This window comes from Bradyrhizobium sp. B120 (genome assembly GCF_049075665.1).
GTDB lineage: Bacteria > Pseudomonadota > Alphaproteobacteria > Rhizobiales > Xanthobacteraceae > Bradyrhizobium.
Map to the genome: position 1 here is coordinate 2,959,309 of NZ_CP185242.1, position 13,815 is coordinate 2,973,123.

The following is a 13,815-nucleotide window of genomic DNA, read 5'->3' on the forward strand; positions in this document are numbered from 1 at the left end:
TCAGACGCAGCCGGTCCAGACAAGCCCGGCGGTGGATACCGGGCGTGCGCTGGATGATCAGGGACGGCTCGGTTCGGCGAGTGTGACCTCGGGTCCAGGCCGTGGCACACACAGGATCAGCGTCAGCATGCCGATCGCGAGCAGCGCGCCGACGAGGGCGAGCGGTGCGTAGATGCTCCCGGTCGCAACATTCATCCAGCCGATCAGGGCAGGGCACACCGCGCCGCCGAACGAGCCGATCGCGCTGATCAGCGCGATACCGCCGGCCGCGGCGCTGCCTTCCAGCATCGCGTTGGGAATGGTCCAGAACAGGGAGAGAATCGCGAAGATGCCGATCGAGGCGATGGCGAGCAGGGTCACGGTCAAGAGGATGCTGCCCTGCGCGGCCTGCAGGGCGATGAAGCATGCCGCCGCGACGAGGCCGCACGCGACCACGTGCCAGCCCCGTTCCCGCGTGCGATCGGAACTGTAGCCGATCGCGACCATGCCGATGGCCGACGCGACCGAGATTGCGCCGCTCAGCCAGCCGATCTCGGTGGTGGTCGCGACGCCGACGCGCTTCAGCAGCGTCGGCGTCCACAGCAGGATGGTGTTGAGCGAACAGAAGAACGCGAAATAGATGAAGGACAGGAGATAGACGCGCGGCTCGCGCAGCGCTGCCGCGAAACTGCTTGTCGTGTTAGGGGCGGCGGCGCGATCGCGGGCGAGATCGCTTGCGACCTGCCGTCGCTCGTCGGCGCTGAGCCAGTTCGCGACCTGTGGCCCGTCGGCGAGAGTAAGATACGCGGCGACGCCGAGCAGCACCGCTGGAACGCCTTCGAGGATGAACAGCCACTGCCAGCCATGCAGGCCATGGACGCCCTGCATGTGATCCATGATCAGGCCCGATAACGGCCCCGCGATGACGCCGCCGAGCGGCACCGCCATCACGAACAGGCTGGTCATGCGGCCGCGCACGCGATCCGGAAACCACAGCGTCAGGTAATACAGGATGCCGGGGAAGAAGCCGCCCTCGGCGGCGCCGAGCAGGAAGCGCAGCAGATAGAGGTGATACTGGTTCTGCACCAGCGCGAGCAGCACGGTCACAGCGCCCCACAGCACCATGATCCGCAGCAGCGTCTTGCGGACGCCGATCCTGACCAGCAGCAGATTGCTCGGCACTTCGAGCGCGACATAGCCGACCGAGAAGATGCCGGCGGCAAGCCCGAACACCGCGTCATCGATCTTGAGGTCGTGCAGGAATTGCAGCTTGGCAAAGCCGATGTTGAAACGATCGATGATCGCCACCGTGTAGCACGCCAGTAGGAACGGGATCAGGCGCCGGGCGATCCGTCCATAGAGCCGCGATTGGGCCGCATCCTGCATGAAGGTCTCCTCTGTGATTATTTTGATTGTTCGTTAGTGCGGCGACGGCAGTGCGCTCCCTCGCCCCGTTCTTACGGGGAGAGGGTTGGGGTGAGGGGCTGTCTCCGCATCGACGGTGATAGCTGAGCCCGCGGAGACTCCCCCTCACCCGGGATGCATCTGGCGATGCGTTCCGGCCTCACCCCGCAAGCGGGGCGAGGCGAGGTTGAGTTCGCCGCTCGACTTGGGTGTCTTTCGCTATTTCGCCGGAAACTCCAGCATCGCCTCGCCGGCGGCGACCGTCTCGCCGCGCTGGTTCTGCACGGCGACGTCGACCAGCACCCAGCGCGATTTCGCGGTGGTCTGCTTGGCCTTGATGGTGCCGGCGGGGCGGATCGTGTCGCCGGGCTTCACCGGCTTCAGCCAGCGCGTCTCGAGCCTGCGATGGATCGCTCCGGCAGGCGTCGCCCAGTCGGTCAGCATGCGCGAGATCAGGCCGAAATTGTTCATGCCATGCATGATGATGCCGCCGAAATTGGTCTTGCCGAAATCGCCCTTCATGTAGTTGTCGTCGAGATGCAGCGGGTTGTAATCGAGCGATGCATCGCAGAACAGCCGGATCGATTCGCGCGAGACCGCGAAGGCGGGTCCGTCGATGGTGTCGCCGGCCTTGAGAGCATCGAAATTCGCTGGGGTCATCGTGATCCTCCTTAGATCGGACGGATGGTCTGGCCGCGACCCGAGCAGATCACGTCGCCATGCTGGTTGAAGAAGACGTTGTCGTGCACCACGAACAGCCGCTCGCGCTTGATGAACTTGTCGAGCGCGCGGGCCTGCAGGGTGATGGTGTCGCCGGGACGGGCTGGGATGTTGTAGCTCCAGGACTGTCCGGCATTGACGGTGCCCGGCGAGCGCATCCAGTCGTCCGCCGGCGTGCAGGCGAACATCAGCAGAATATGGATCGCGGGCGGCGCGATCAGTCCGCCATAGGGCCCGGCCTTCGCGGCCGCCTCATCGAGATAGAGCGGATTGGTCTCGCCGACCGCGCGGCAGTACAGCGCGATCGCGTCCTGGGTGAGCAGGTAGGGCAGCGTCTTGCGCGGCTCGCCGGGGACGATGTCGTCCCACACCTTGCGCAGCTTCGCGTCCTTCCAGAAATCGGTTTCGAACGGGGTGGCTGCAGAACTTTCTGCTTGCGCCATCGAGGATCCTCCTGCTAGTCAGTTCGCCAGGCGAACAGTTCATTCGCTGTGTGAATTGACGCTAGCGCGGTCGGGAGCCCCTGACAAGCGGGTAGCGCCGCGTCATGTGCAGGCAGCCATGCCGGCTGCGATGTGATGAGCAGAACGACAGCCCGAACCAGATGACGCCATGAGCAAAGAGAGCGACGGCTTTGTGCGCGCGATCGCGCGCGGTTTCTCGATCATCGAGGCGCTCGGCAAGCCGCCGGGGCGGCATACGCTGGCGGAGGCCGCCGACACCGCCGGCCTCAACCGCGCCACCGCACGCCGCATCCTCGCGACGCTGGTGGCCCTGAAATATTGCGCCTCGGATGGCCGCTATTTCAGCTTGCGGCCGCGCGCGCTCGGGCTCGGCCTGTCCTATCTCAATGCGTTGCCCTATTGGGCGCATGCGCAGCGCGCGCTGGAGAATTTGCGCAACGAGATCGGCGAGTCCTGCGCGATGGCGGTGCTCGATGAGGATGAGATCGTCTATGCGCTGCGTCTGCCGGCGCGGCGGATACTGTCGGCCAATCTCGGCGTCGGCAGCCGGCTGCCCGCGCATCTGGTGTCGCTCGGCCGCGTCATGCTCGCGGCGCTCCCACCTGGCATCCGCGAGGCTTATCTTGCGACCGGCGGCTTCAAGCAGGTCACGCCGCGCACGGTGACCGATCCGGAGCGACTGGGCGAACTGCTCGCGCGGGTCGAGAGCGACGGCTATGCCTGGGTCGATGGCGAACTTGATCCGGCGATCTGCGGCATCGCCGTGCCGCTGCGCGACCCCGCCGGTGCGGTGGTCGCGGCGCTTAGCGTCAACACGATCTCCGGCACGGTCAGCGAGGCCGGCGCGCGCAAGAAATTCCTGCTGCCGCTGCGCCGCACCGCACAGGAGATCCGCAGCCAGATGCTCACGTCGGGGTAGGTGCGCACACGCTCTGGATCAGTCATTGTTTCCGATCACCTTGCCTGCTTAGATCGCGGAGCCGAGCCCGACCTAGCGCTCGGGGTGCAGTATCCGGATTTCGGTTGGAGCGATTGCCATGAACAAGGTTGTTCTCACGCTGCTTGCGTCCGCCGCGCTCTGCGCTTCATTGCCGCTGCGAGCCCATGCTGAACTGGATGTTGCCGCGCTGAAGGGCGCCATCGAGAAATCGGTCGAGGCCGACTATCCGAAACTCGACGCGCTCTACAAGGACCTTCACGCCCATCCCGAGATCGCGTTTCAGGAGGAGAAGACCGCGGCCAAACTGGCTGCCGAGATGCGGGCGCTGGGCTTCGAGGTGACGGAGCACGTCGGCAAGACCGGGCTGGTCGCGATCTACAGGAACGGCGACGGCCCCACCATCATGGTGCGCACCGAGCTCGATGCGCTGCCGATGGAAGAGAAGACCGGCCTTCCCTATGCCAGCCACGACAAGACCACATGGCAGGGACGGGAAACCTTCGTGGCCCACAGCTGCGGCCACGACATCCACATGGCGAGCTGGGTGGGCGCGGCCAAGACGCTGGTCGGCCTGAAAGACCAATGGCACGGCACGCTGATGTTCATCGCCCAGCCGGCTGAAGAGATCGTGGCGGGCGCCAAGGCCATGCTGGCGGATGGTCTGTTCACGAAATTTCCAAAGCCGAATTTCGGCTTCGCCTTGCACGATGGCCCGTTCGCCTATGGAACGGTGCGCTATCGCGTCGGGATCGGCTCATCCGCCGCCGATGGCCTCTACATCAAATTCCGCGGCCGCGGTGGGCACGGAGCAGTACCGCAGGCGACGATCGATCCCGTGATGATGGCCGCGCGCTTTGTCGTCGACGTTCAGAGCGTGATCAGCCGCGAAAAGGACCCGACCGAATTCGGCGTGGTCAGCATCGGCGCAATTCACGGCGGCACCGCGTCAAACATCATTCCTGACGATGTGGTGCTGCTCGGCACTATTCGCACCTTCAAGCCCGAGGTTCGCGCGAAAATGCTTGCAGGCATCGAGCGGACGGCAAAGGCGGTCGCCGCCATGTCGAATGCGCCTGAGCCTGAGATCAATCTCGCCGAAGGGACCAAGGCCGTGATCAACGATCCCGACGTGGTCGGCACGGCGGAAAAGGTGCTGAAGGCGGCGTTTGGCGACAAGTTCGCAACCTCGCCGCCCGGCACGCCCAGCGAGGATTATTCGGAATTCGTCAGCGCCGGGGTGCCGTCGATGTTCTTCAACATCGGTGTCTACGAGCCGGAGCGCGTCGCCGCGGCCCGGGCGGGCAACGGCGCGCCACTGCCGACCAACCACTCGCCGCTGTTCGCGCCGGTGCCGGAGCCGACCATCAAGACCGGTGTCGAGGCCATGACGCTTGCCGTGCTGAGCGCGTTCGACCGGCAGGCGCGGGGAAACTAGCCGTCTGCGGCGGGCGTGCGCAGGAGATTCTGCTGCCGTTGCGCCGGATAGTCTCGCCGTGCCAAAACTTGCAGACCGGTTGCTCAACCTGCTGGAGGAGTCCTGTGGCAGATCCCGTTCGCGCCCCTTTCTACCACGACGGAATGCGTGAGTTGCAGGACCGCTTCGACGGCCGTCGCGTCGCCGACGGTCTCGAGAAGCATCGCCTGCACTTCGAATTCTGGGAGCAGGAGCGCAAGCTCATCGAGGAGACGCGATTCTTTTTCATTGCGACGAGCTATCAGGACAATGTCGATTGTTCGATGCGTTGTGGCGATCCTGGCTTCGTGAAGATCATCGGGACCGACACGCTTGAATACCCTGAGTATGACGGCAACAACATGTACCGCACACTCGGCAATATTCACCGCAACCCGAACGTCGGGTTGCTGTTTGTGCGCCTCGACGGCAAGACGTTTCGCGCGCGCATCCGGGGCAAGGCAACGATCCACGACAGCGCGGAAACGCTTGCCCGGCACCATGGTGCGAAGCTTGTCGTCAGCGTCAAATGCGAAATCTTCCCAAATTGCCCGCGCTACATTCCGGACATGATGCGTGCGTCAGCGGATGTGGCGGCGAATCCGTTCGTTCCTCGGCCCGGCTACGAGCCGCCCGCACCGGAATGGAAGAGCCGGGATTACCTCAAGGACGTACTTTCGAAATACGATCCGCATCGGAAACGCGACGCGTAGCGAGCAGGCTCCCCGTGACGCGAACGGATCTTGCTCTGCGCCGCGCTTCGAGGGCAACGCGTCGCGGCTTCCAATCTTACGCACCTCAAGCGGATATGGGATCGGCGGAGCAAGACCCGATCAAGGCAGCGGCGCCATATAGGGAATGCTGCCGACCAATACGAACACCTGAACCGCATTGCACAGCATGCCGCCCCAATGCAGCCGGCGCAGCCGCCGCACCGCGGTCGGATCACCCGAGTCTCGCGCGTCCGCCTCGGCGTCGAGCCGCCGCAGGAACCATCGGCGCGCCAGCACCGCGAAGGCCGCAATCAAGGCGATGCCAAGCGCGACAGCCGGCCGGCCCGCCGCGGCAAAGGCGAGCGTCCCGATCACACCCGAGACGGTCAGCACCAGGAAGTAGGCATTGAACATGCCGCGCAGCAGGCGGGTGACGGGCGGGACGTCGAGCTTCACGAGCAGGAACGCGGGAGCCGCGAGCAGGAAGTAGCCCATCGGCACTAGCAGGATGATGGTGGAGAACAAGACCGCTTGATCCGGGGTCATGCAGCCGCGCCCTTCTTTGAAGACTGGAGGATTTCGGTCCGGAAACCTGAAGTAGTATCCGCATGAGATATCCCCGGCACTATTAGGCTTTGGTCGGATGTGATCCTGTCAGGCCAGAGATGGGCGAACGGACGCAAGGCCACTCGGCCCTACGTCCTTGGAACATTCGGCATCCCATTTGCGAATGCAGGTCCCAGGCCGGAGGCATGCCACATCTGTTGGGTGGACCGGCTCTTGCATGCTAGACAGGACTTACGTCCAACCTCCGAGGCCAGAATTCTCATGCCCATCGTCAACCGCGTCGCCGATCTGCAACCCGATATCCAGGCCTGGCGCCGCAACATCCATGAAAACCCTGAACTGCTGTATGACGTGCACCGCACTGCATCATTCGTGGCCGACCGTCTCAGGGAATTCGGCTGCGACGAGGTCGTGACCGGGCTCGGCAAGACCGGCGTGGTCGGGGTCATCAAGGGCAAGAAGGGCGCGGCCAAGGGCGACGTCAAGGTGATCGGTCTGCGCGCCGACATGGACGCGCTGCCGATCCACGAGGAAACCAACCTGCCTTACGCCTCGAAGACGCCGGGCAAGATGCACGCCTGCGGCCATGACGGCCACACCGCGATGCTGCTCGGTGCGGCGCGCTATCTCGCCGAGACGCGCAATTTCGCCGGCGATGCGGTCGTGATCTTCCAGCCGGCCGAAGAGGGTGGGGCCGGCGCGGCCGCCATGATCAAGGACGGCCTGATGGACCGCTTCGGCGTCCAGCAGGTTTACGGCATGCACAACGGTCCGGGGATTCCGATCGGCTCGTTCGCGATCCGCTCCGGCCCGATCATGGCGTCCACCGACGAGGTCAATATCAACATCGAAGGGCTCGGCGGCCACGCCGCGCGGCCGCACAAATGCATCGATTCGGTGATGGTCGGCGCGCAACTGATCACCGCGCTGCAGTCGATCGTGTCGCGCAGCGTCGATCCGCTCGATTCCGCTGTGATCTCGATCTGCGAATTCCACGCCGGCAATGCCCGCAACGTGATTCCGCAGACCGCAGTCTTGCGCGGCACCGTCCGCACCCTGACTCCGGAGGTCCGGCAATTGATCGAGAAGCGCATCGGTGAAGTGGTCAAGGGCGTGGCGCAACTGACCGGCGCGCGGATCGATCTCGACTACAAGCGCGGCTATCCCGTCACCGTCAACCACGCATCGCAGACCGAATTCGCGACCCGCATCGCCAAGGAGGTGGCCGGCGACGGCAACGTACATCCGATGCCGCCGCTGATGGGGGGCGAGGATTTTTCGTACATGCTGGAAGCGCGGCCCGGCGCCTTCATCTTCTGCGGCAACGGCGACAGCGCCGGCCTGCATCACCCCGCCTATAATTTCAACGACGAGGCGATCGTCTACGGCACCTCGTATTTCGTGAAGATCGTGGAGGACGCGCTGGCGGCGTGATCCTTGCTGTTGGTCGCTGCGCTGCCTCTCAATCGTCATTGCCTGCGACAAACGCGAAGCGTTTGCGCAAGGGAGCGCAGCGACGAAGCAATCCATGCTTCAGCGAGCGAAGAGATGGATTGCTTCGCGGAGCCTGTCATCGGGCGCGCGTTCGCGCGATCCGACGCGAGCCGTCAGAAGGCGACGTCGCTGACGCACCACATGTCGCCGGCGACGTCTTCGAGTGAGCTGCCTAGCCGTGAAGTTGCGAGTTGAGGCCGTCCCAATTTGCTGTGCGTCTGGTTGCCTCGAGAGCGCCGCTCTGGGAATTGCGACGAAACAGAAGGCCCTTCTGGCCTGAGAGTTCCTTGGCTTTCAGCACGCGGCCATCTTCCAAAAGGATCCGCGCGCCTGCCGTGACATAACAGCCCGCCTCGACGATACAATCGTCACCCAATGAAATGCCGATACCGGCGTTGGCGCCGATCAGGCAGCGCTCACCGACCGTAATCCGCTCTTTGCCGCCTCCGGACAGAGTGCCCATGATCGACGCTCCGCCACCAACGTCGCTGCCGCTTCCCACAACCACACCGGCGCTGATCCGGCCTTCGACCATGCAGGCACCGAGCGTACCTGCATTAAAATTGCAGAAGCCTTCATGCATGACGGTCGTGCCCGGCGCCAGGTAGGCTCCGAGCCTTACGCGATCCGCATCTGCAATTCTCACGTCCGCAGGCGTCACATAGTCAGTCATGCGCGGAAATTTATCCACGCCTGTCACCTCAAACGCGAGAGCACGCTTTCGTGCTGTCAGTCGTGCGTCCGGTACACGAGAGGATTCACAGGGACCGAGGGTCGTCCAGGCAACGTTAGGTAACAGACTGAAAATTCCATCAAGGTTCAGGCAATTCGGCTGAACGAGCCGGTGGCTCAGGAGATGGAGTCGGAGATATGCGTCGTGCACATCAGTCGGCGCGGATGCAAGGGAGCCAATTTCCGTACGGATTGGAACGATGTCGACATTGCGGACGTCGTCGTGTCGCGCATATCCGTCTGCCGACTCACCCAACGATCTGTTGATCTCGTCCTTCGTCAGCCGTACCGTTGCCGCCTTGTCGGTCTCCGCGACCAGGCGCAGCTGAAGAAACCAGGAATCCAACACGCGACCGTCAGCGGCAATCGTCGCAAATCCCTCGCCGCTCGCGCCCTTCAGCTCTATCGCCATTTGAATTGCTCACACTACGACCCTACACATAGTGCATACGCGAGTTCTCCTGGAATTGGCAACTTCTGCACGCTCAAACGCGTCCGCTTTGGGCCATTTTGGGCGGATTGAGCGGGGGAGCCGACGGGTGATGTCCGCTTCTGCCCGTAGGCCGGGGCCGGGCCGAGCGCGTTGCGTCCGGCTGCGGCCTAATGAGCCCGCGTCCTGGACGACCTCACGAATCCCATCGCACCGGCAGCGTCACCGGTCCGCGGAACACCCAGCCGCGGACGACAGGCGGCGCCTCCGCGCGGAGGCGCAGATTGCGCAAGCGCGCGAACAGCATCGGCACCACGATCTTGCCGACCGTGAGCCGTGACACCCAGGTGCCGGCGCAGAAATGCGGTCCGGCGCCGAACGCCAGATGCGATTGCTTCGGTCGCGTCACGTCAAATCGATCGGGCTCGGCGAAGCGATTGCCGTCGCGGTTCGCCGCGCCGACGCAGAGCCCGATCTGAAGGCCCTCGGGCAGCGTGGTGCCGGAAAGATCGACATCGCGCGTGACGCGGCGCGGATACATGCCGATCGGCGAGATCCAGCGCACCGCTTCCTCGAGCGCGGAGGGCCATAGTTCCGGCTTCGCCAGCACGCAGTCCTTCTGCGCCGGGTTTTGCAGCAGACCGAGCACGAGGGTCAGGATCGCATCGCGCGGCTCGTTCAGCCCGCCGCCGATGATCACCTTGATGTTGGCGCGGATGCCCTCGATCGGCATCGGCGGATCGGCGTTGACCATCGAGGACAGGATCGAGGGGTTGGGGTGGCTGCGGTGATCGTCGAGCACCGCGTCGATCGCGGCGTCGACATCGGCGCTCGCCTGCATCGCCTTGCGCTCGATTTCGGCATCGGCAGCGTAGTTGCCCGCGCCGTCGATCAGCGCCTGCGACCAGTCGGCCAGGGTCTGCCACGGCATCGCGCGAAAGCCGATCATCGCCATCAGGCTGCGCGAGGCCATCGGCGCGGCGAGCGCTGAGAACAGATCGGCCTGATCGGCCGCGGACAGGTCATCGATCAGCTCTTGCGCGATCGCGGTGAACTTCGGCGCCCAATACTCCTTGATCGTGGCCGGGCGGAACGAGGGCTCGATCGCCTTGCGGCCGATCGCGTGCTCGGCGCCGTCCTTGCGCATGAAGGTCGGCCCCATCACTTTGTTGACCAGCGAGGTCGGATTGTCGGCCGAGTAGGTCGCCGGGTCGCGCTCGATCCGCACGATGTCGTCGAAGCGCGTCACCAGCGTCAGCTTCGCGGGCTCGACGAAGACCGCCGGCGCCAGCTCGCGCAGGCGGCGGAAGATCGGATAGGGGTCGTCGAGCAGATCCTGATACGCGATGTCGGTGACGACGGGCACGGTGCTGGTCATTGGTCCTCCCGGAGCGCTTTTTTGCGAAGGCTAGCGCCTCGGGCCGCAATCGTTCAATTCAATGGGATCGATATCAGACATCGAAATATTCCATGACCTCATGCTAGGCTGGGCCGCCGGCAAGGCGGGAGGTGCAGCGTGGCGGCCAATTCCTCGATCGATCCGATCGACATCGGGACCTTGCGGACGCTTGTGCTGGTCTACGACCTGCAGTCGTTCTCGGCGGCGGCCAAGCGGCTCGACGTCAACCAGTCTACCATCAGCTACGCGGTCGAGCGGCTGCGCGGCGCGCTCGGTGATCCCTTGTTCGCCCGCAGCGGCAATGGCGTGACCGCCACCGAACGCTGCGCGGCGTTGGTCAGCTGGGCGCGGGACATGATCGGCGAGATCGACGGGCTTGCCTCACCGGTTGAATTCGATCCGGCGACGGTGCAGGGCAGCGTGACGATCTCGTGCAATTATCACGAACGGCAGACCCTGATGCCGCAGTTCAGTGCACGGCTGCGTGCCGGCGCACCAAAAGTCCGTCTCGTCCTGCTCGATGCTGCGGGCCATGGCGACATCCATCTCAAGCAGAACCAGTGCGACATCGTGCTCGGTCCGGTCGGGGTCGTCGGCGAAAGCTTCTTTCGGCGCCATATCCTCACCGATCACTATGTCTGCGTGATGGATCCGGCCAATCCGCTGGCGCGCGGCCGGATCGCGCTGTCGGCCTACGCCAAGGCCGAACACGTCTTCATCACCCATAGCGGCGAGTGGCTGCCGCTCTATCTCGAGGCGCTCAAGGCGAGGGAGATCGAGATCGAGCCCGCGGTCAGCCTTCCGAACCACGACAGCCTGGAGCGCATCGTCGCCGGCACAAGGCTGGTTGCGACCATCCCGCATCATCTGGCGCGGGCGATGCGCGGCGGCCTGCACGTCGCGTCGCTGCCGTTCCGCGTGCCGATCTCGATCGACATGTACTGGAGCGCCCGGACGGCCAAATCCGGCCTGCACAAATGGGCGCGCGGCCTGCTGGCGGAGGTCGCGAAAGTGTACGCCGCCTGAGCGCGCCGCGACCGTCAAAAAGCAAAAGGCCCGCACCGACGGTGCGGGCCTTCGTCCGGCGCGTTGCCGCGCCGAAAGCGTGTCGGCATCAGAACACGTGGTAGAACACGTAGTACAGACAGCCCGAGAGGATCATCGCGGCCGGCAGGGTCAGCACCCAGGCCATCGCGATGTTGCGGATCGTCGCCCATTGCAGGCCGGAGCCGTTGGCGGCCATGGTACCCGCGATGCCTGACGACAGCACGTGGGTGGTCGAGACCGGCAGGCCGTAGCCATCGGCCGCCGCGATCGTCGCGGCCGCCGTGATCTCGGCGCAGGCGCCCTGCGCGTAGGTCAGGTGGGTCTTGCCGATCTTCTCGCCGACGGTGACGACGATGCGCTTCCAGCCGACCATGGTGCCGAGGCCGAGCGCGATGGCGACGGCGAACTTCACCCAGCTCGGGATGAACTTGGTCGCGGCATCGAGCGAGCCCTTGTACTCGTTCAGCGTGGCGACGTCGGCGGCGGTCAGCTCGGCTTCCTTGTCCTTCATCAGGAAGCGGATCGCCTCGGACGCCAGGTACATGTCGTTACGGGTGTTGCCGACCGCATCGGCCGGGAACTTGGCCAGCGAGCCATACTGAGCGACCTGCTGTCCGATGTCGCGCACCAGCACCGCCAGCGACGGATAGGTGCCTTCGTTGATCTGGTGCTGCGCGACATAGTTGGTCACCGCCGGGCGCGGATTGCCGATCACATTGTAACCGGCGGCCTTGCCTTCGATGACCTTGCTGGCCGAGGTGGAATGCGCGGCGAACTGCTCGATCTGGCTCGCGGGCAGCGCGCGGTTCAGCGCATAGGCGGTCGGCACGGTGCCGATCAGGATCAGCATGATCAGGCCCATGCCCTTCTGGCCGTCGTTCGAGCCATGGAAGAAGCTGACCAGCGTGCAGGTCAGGATCAGGATGCCGCGGATCCACCACGGCGGCGGCTGGTTGCCGACCGGCTCGCCGAACAGCGCCGGCGTCGCACGCGCCAGCACGATCTTGAGGATGTAGAGCAGGCCGGCAGCGAGCGCGAAGCCGAACAGCGGCGAGAGCAGCAGCGCCTTGGCGATGTTGCCCGCCTGCGACCAGTCCACGCCGGAGGTGCCGTCGCGGCCGCGCAGCAGTGCGTTGGTGATGCCGACGCCCATGATCGAACCGATCAGGGTGTGCGAGCTCGAGGCCGGCAGGCCGAGCCACCAGGTGCCGAGATTCCAGATGATGGCGGCGATCAGCAGCGCGAACACCATTGCGAAGCCGGCGCTGGAGCCGACCTGCAGGATCAGTTCGACCGGAAGCAGCGACACGATGCCGAACGCGACGGCGCCGCTCGAGAGCAGCACGCCGAACAGGTTGAACATGCCCGACCAGACCACGGCGATATGCGCCGGCAGCGAGCGGGTGTAGATCACGGTGGCGACCGCGTTGGCGGTGTCGTGGAAGCCGTTGACGAATTCGAAGCCGAGCGCGATCAGCAGCGCGACGAACAGCATGATGTAGGGCAGGAACGACGTGACGCGCGTGCCGGTGGCGTCGACGTCGGCATAGATGCTGTAGGCAACGAACAGCAGCGCGGCTGCGACCACGCCCAAATAAATGATCCCCGTCATAGGGTGGAAGCCCTTGTCGAGGTCCGGACCCTTTTTCAGGGCGGGCTCGATCGAGCCGGGTAACGCCATATCGCTCATGGTAAACTCCTGTCCCAATGCCTCTGATTTTGATCGATGCATATGACAGGCAATTGAAATCCGCCCCGTGAAATGAACCGGCCGCCCATAACGGTGGACATCCCGCCGAATTGTTGTGCAACGCATTGAAGGTCCACGGGCCTTCGCGGCCTCGTGGCAATCTTCAGCAACAGACGATCACCGATCGCGGGTGTGTCTGTCGTCTGGATCTTGCACCGCGAAACAATGAGGAGATGGCGACATCGGAAGCGGGACCGGGTCCGCCCATGGCGGACGCCTCGTCATTCGGTGCTCATTCGTGTGAACCGCGTCCTGGAGGGCCGAATTTGTGATAGTGTTCGACGCCTGTCCTTGCTATCCCGTGCCCTCGATGAAACCGCAAATCGGCCAAAAGAGGCGTCCTTTTGCACCTGCGCTGCGTGGGCTGCTGACCGTTTGCCTGACATTTGCGTATGTCATCGTTGGTGTTGCTGGAGAAATTGCCTGCGCGGGGGAGACGCTTGCGTCAGTTGAGCAGGCCGAACAAGTCGAACTTGCTGCCATGGCCGGTCAATCCGACCAGGATTCGAAGAAGCCACCCGTCACGGTCGTAGATCATTGCTACACGTGTGTTCCCTTGCTCCTTCCGCCGCCTGTCCTGGTCGCGGAGCGGGCGGCAAAGTCGATCCCACCGACATACGTCACGCCGAACTTCCTTCTTGAAGATCATCCGGGGCTCGATACGCCGCCGCCCAAATACCTTGCCTGAGCGCCTTTCCGGAGCGCGCGAGCGCTCGATTGTTC

At 64.3% G+C, this 13,815-nt stretch carries 13 protein-coding genes; 6 read left to right on the forward strand and 7 right to left on the reverse strand.

Annotated elements, in window-relative coordinates:
* Positions 1-57: 57 nt before the first annotated feature.
* The 3 genes from ACOIX3_RS13475 to ACOIX3_RS13485 form a co-directional block, all read right to left on the reverse strand.
* A complete protein-coding gene (locus tag ACOIX3_RS13475; RefSeq protein ID WP_420970298.1) occupies positions 58-1,365 on the reverse strand; it encodes an MFS transporter in 1,308 nt (435 codons plus the stop codon).
* A gap of 237 nt (positions 1,366-1,602) precedes the next feature.
* On the reverse strand, positions 1,603-2,043 hold the full coding sequence (locus ACOIX3_RS13480; RefSeq protein WP_420970299.1) for a MaoC family dehydratase: 441 nt from the start codon (positions 2,041-2,043) through the stop codon (positions 1,603-1,605).
* Between the two features lie 11 nt (positions 2,044-2,054).
* Positions 2,055-2,546, reverse strand: a complete 492-nt coding sequence (locus tag ACOIX3_RS13485; RefSeq protein ID WP_420970300.1) for a MaoC family dehydratase — start codon at positions 2,544-2,546, stop codon at positions 2,055-2,057.
* Positions 2,547-2,715: 169 nt separating this feature from the next.
* Between ACOIX3_RS13485 and ACOIX3_RS13490 the strand changes: the two genes are divergently transcribed.
* The 3 genes from ACOIX3_RS13490 (at position 2,716) to ACOIX3_RS13500 (ending at position 5,673) form a co-directional block, all read left to right on the forward strand.
* Positions 2,716-3,486 carry an IclR family transcriptional regulator domain-containing protein gene (locus ACOIX3_RS13490; RefSeq protein ID WP_420970301.1) on the forward strand — a complete coding sequence of 257 codons (771 nt, stop codon included), beginning with the start codon at positions 2,716-2,718 and terminating at the stop codon, positions 3,484-3,486.
* Between the two features lie 118 nt (positions 3,487-3,604).
* The gene (locus ACOIX3_RS13495) at positions 3,605-4,942 is read left to right on the forward strand and encodes an amidohydrolase (RefSeq protein WP_420970302.1); all 1,338 of its coding nucleotides are present in this window, start codon (positions 3,605-3,607) and stop codon (positions 4,940-4,942) included.
* A 104-nt stretch (positions 4,943-5,046) separates the two neighbouring features.
* Positions 5,047-5,673 (forward strand): pyridoxamine 5'-phosphate oxidase family protein, encoded by a 627-nt coding sequence (locus ACOIX3_RS13500; RefSeq protein ID WP_420970303.1) that lies wholly within the window; start codon positions 5,047-5,049, stop codon positions 5,671-5,673.
* A 120-nt stretch (positions 5,674-5,793) separates the two neighbouring features.
* Here ACOIX3_RS13500 and ACOIX3_RS13505 read toward each other — a convergent pair whose 3' ends face one another.
* Entirely contained in the window at positions 5,794-6,219 is a 426-nt protein-coding gene (locus ACOIX3_RS13505; protein ID WP_223970812.1) for a hypothetical protein, read from the reverse strand.
* Between the two features lie 282 nt (positions 6,220-6,501).
* Between ACOIX3_RS13505 and ACOIX3_RS13510 the strand changes: the two genes are divergently transcribed.
* Positions 6,502-7,674, forward strand: a complete 1,173-nt coding sequence (locus ACOIX3_RS13510; protein ID WP_092125137.1) for a M20 aminoacylase family protein — start codon at positions 6,502-6,504, stop codon at positions 7,672-7,674.
* Between the two features lie 232 nt (positions 7,675-7,906).
* Here ACOIX3_RS13510 and dapD read toward each other — a convergent pair whose 3' ends face one another.
* Both dapD and ACOIX3_RS13520 read right to left on the reverse strand, forming a co-directional pair.
* Positions 7,907-8,878 carry a 2,3,4,5-tetrahydropyridine-2,6-dicarboxylate N-succinyltransferase gene (gene dapD, locus ACOIX3_RS13515; protein ID WP_420970304.1) on the reverse strand — a complete coding sequence of 324 codons (972 nt, stop codon included), beginning with the start codon at positions 8,876-8,878 and terminating at the stop codon, positions 7,907-7,909.
* A gap of 214 nt (positions 8,879-9,092) precedes the next feature.
* The gene (locus ACOIX3_RS13520; RefSeq protein ID WP_420970305.1) at positions 9,093-10,274 is read right to left on the reverse strand and encodes a cytochrome P450; all 1,182 of its coding nucleotides are present in this window, start codon (positions 10,272-10,274) and stop codon (positions 9,093-9,095) included.
* Positions 10,275-10,412: 138 nt separating this feature from the next.
* On the opposite strand from ACOIX3_RS13520, the gene ACOIX3_RS13525 reads away from it, so the two are divergent.
* Positions 10,413-11,321 (forward strand): LysR family transcriptional regulator, encoded by a 909-nt coding sequence (locus ACOIX3_RS13525; RefSeq protein ID WP_420970307.1) that lies wholly within the window; start codon positions 10,413-10,415, stop codon positions 11,319-11,321.
* Between the two features lie 88 nt (positions 11,322-11,409).
* On the opposite strand, the gene ACOIX3_RS13530 is transcribed toward ACOIX3_RS13525, so the two are convergent.
* Positions 11,410-13,032 (reverse strand): inorganic phosphate transporter, encoded by a 1,623-nt coding sequence (locus tag ACOIX3_RS13530; protein ID WP_420970308.1) that lies wholly within the window; start codon positions 13,030-13,032, stop codon positions 11,410-11,412.
* 370 nt (positions 13,033-13,402) lie between these two features.
* On the opposite strand from ACOIX3_RS13530, the gene ACOIX3_RS13535 reads away from it, so the two are divergent.
* Complete coding sequence (locus ACOIX3_RS13535; RefSeq protein ID WP_420970309.1) at positions 13,403-13,780, forward strand: hypothetical protein; 378 nt, start codon at positions 13,403-13,405, stop codon at positions 13,778-13,780.
* Positions 13,781-13,815: the final 35 nt, after the last annotated feature.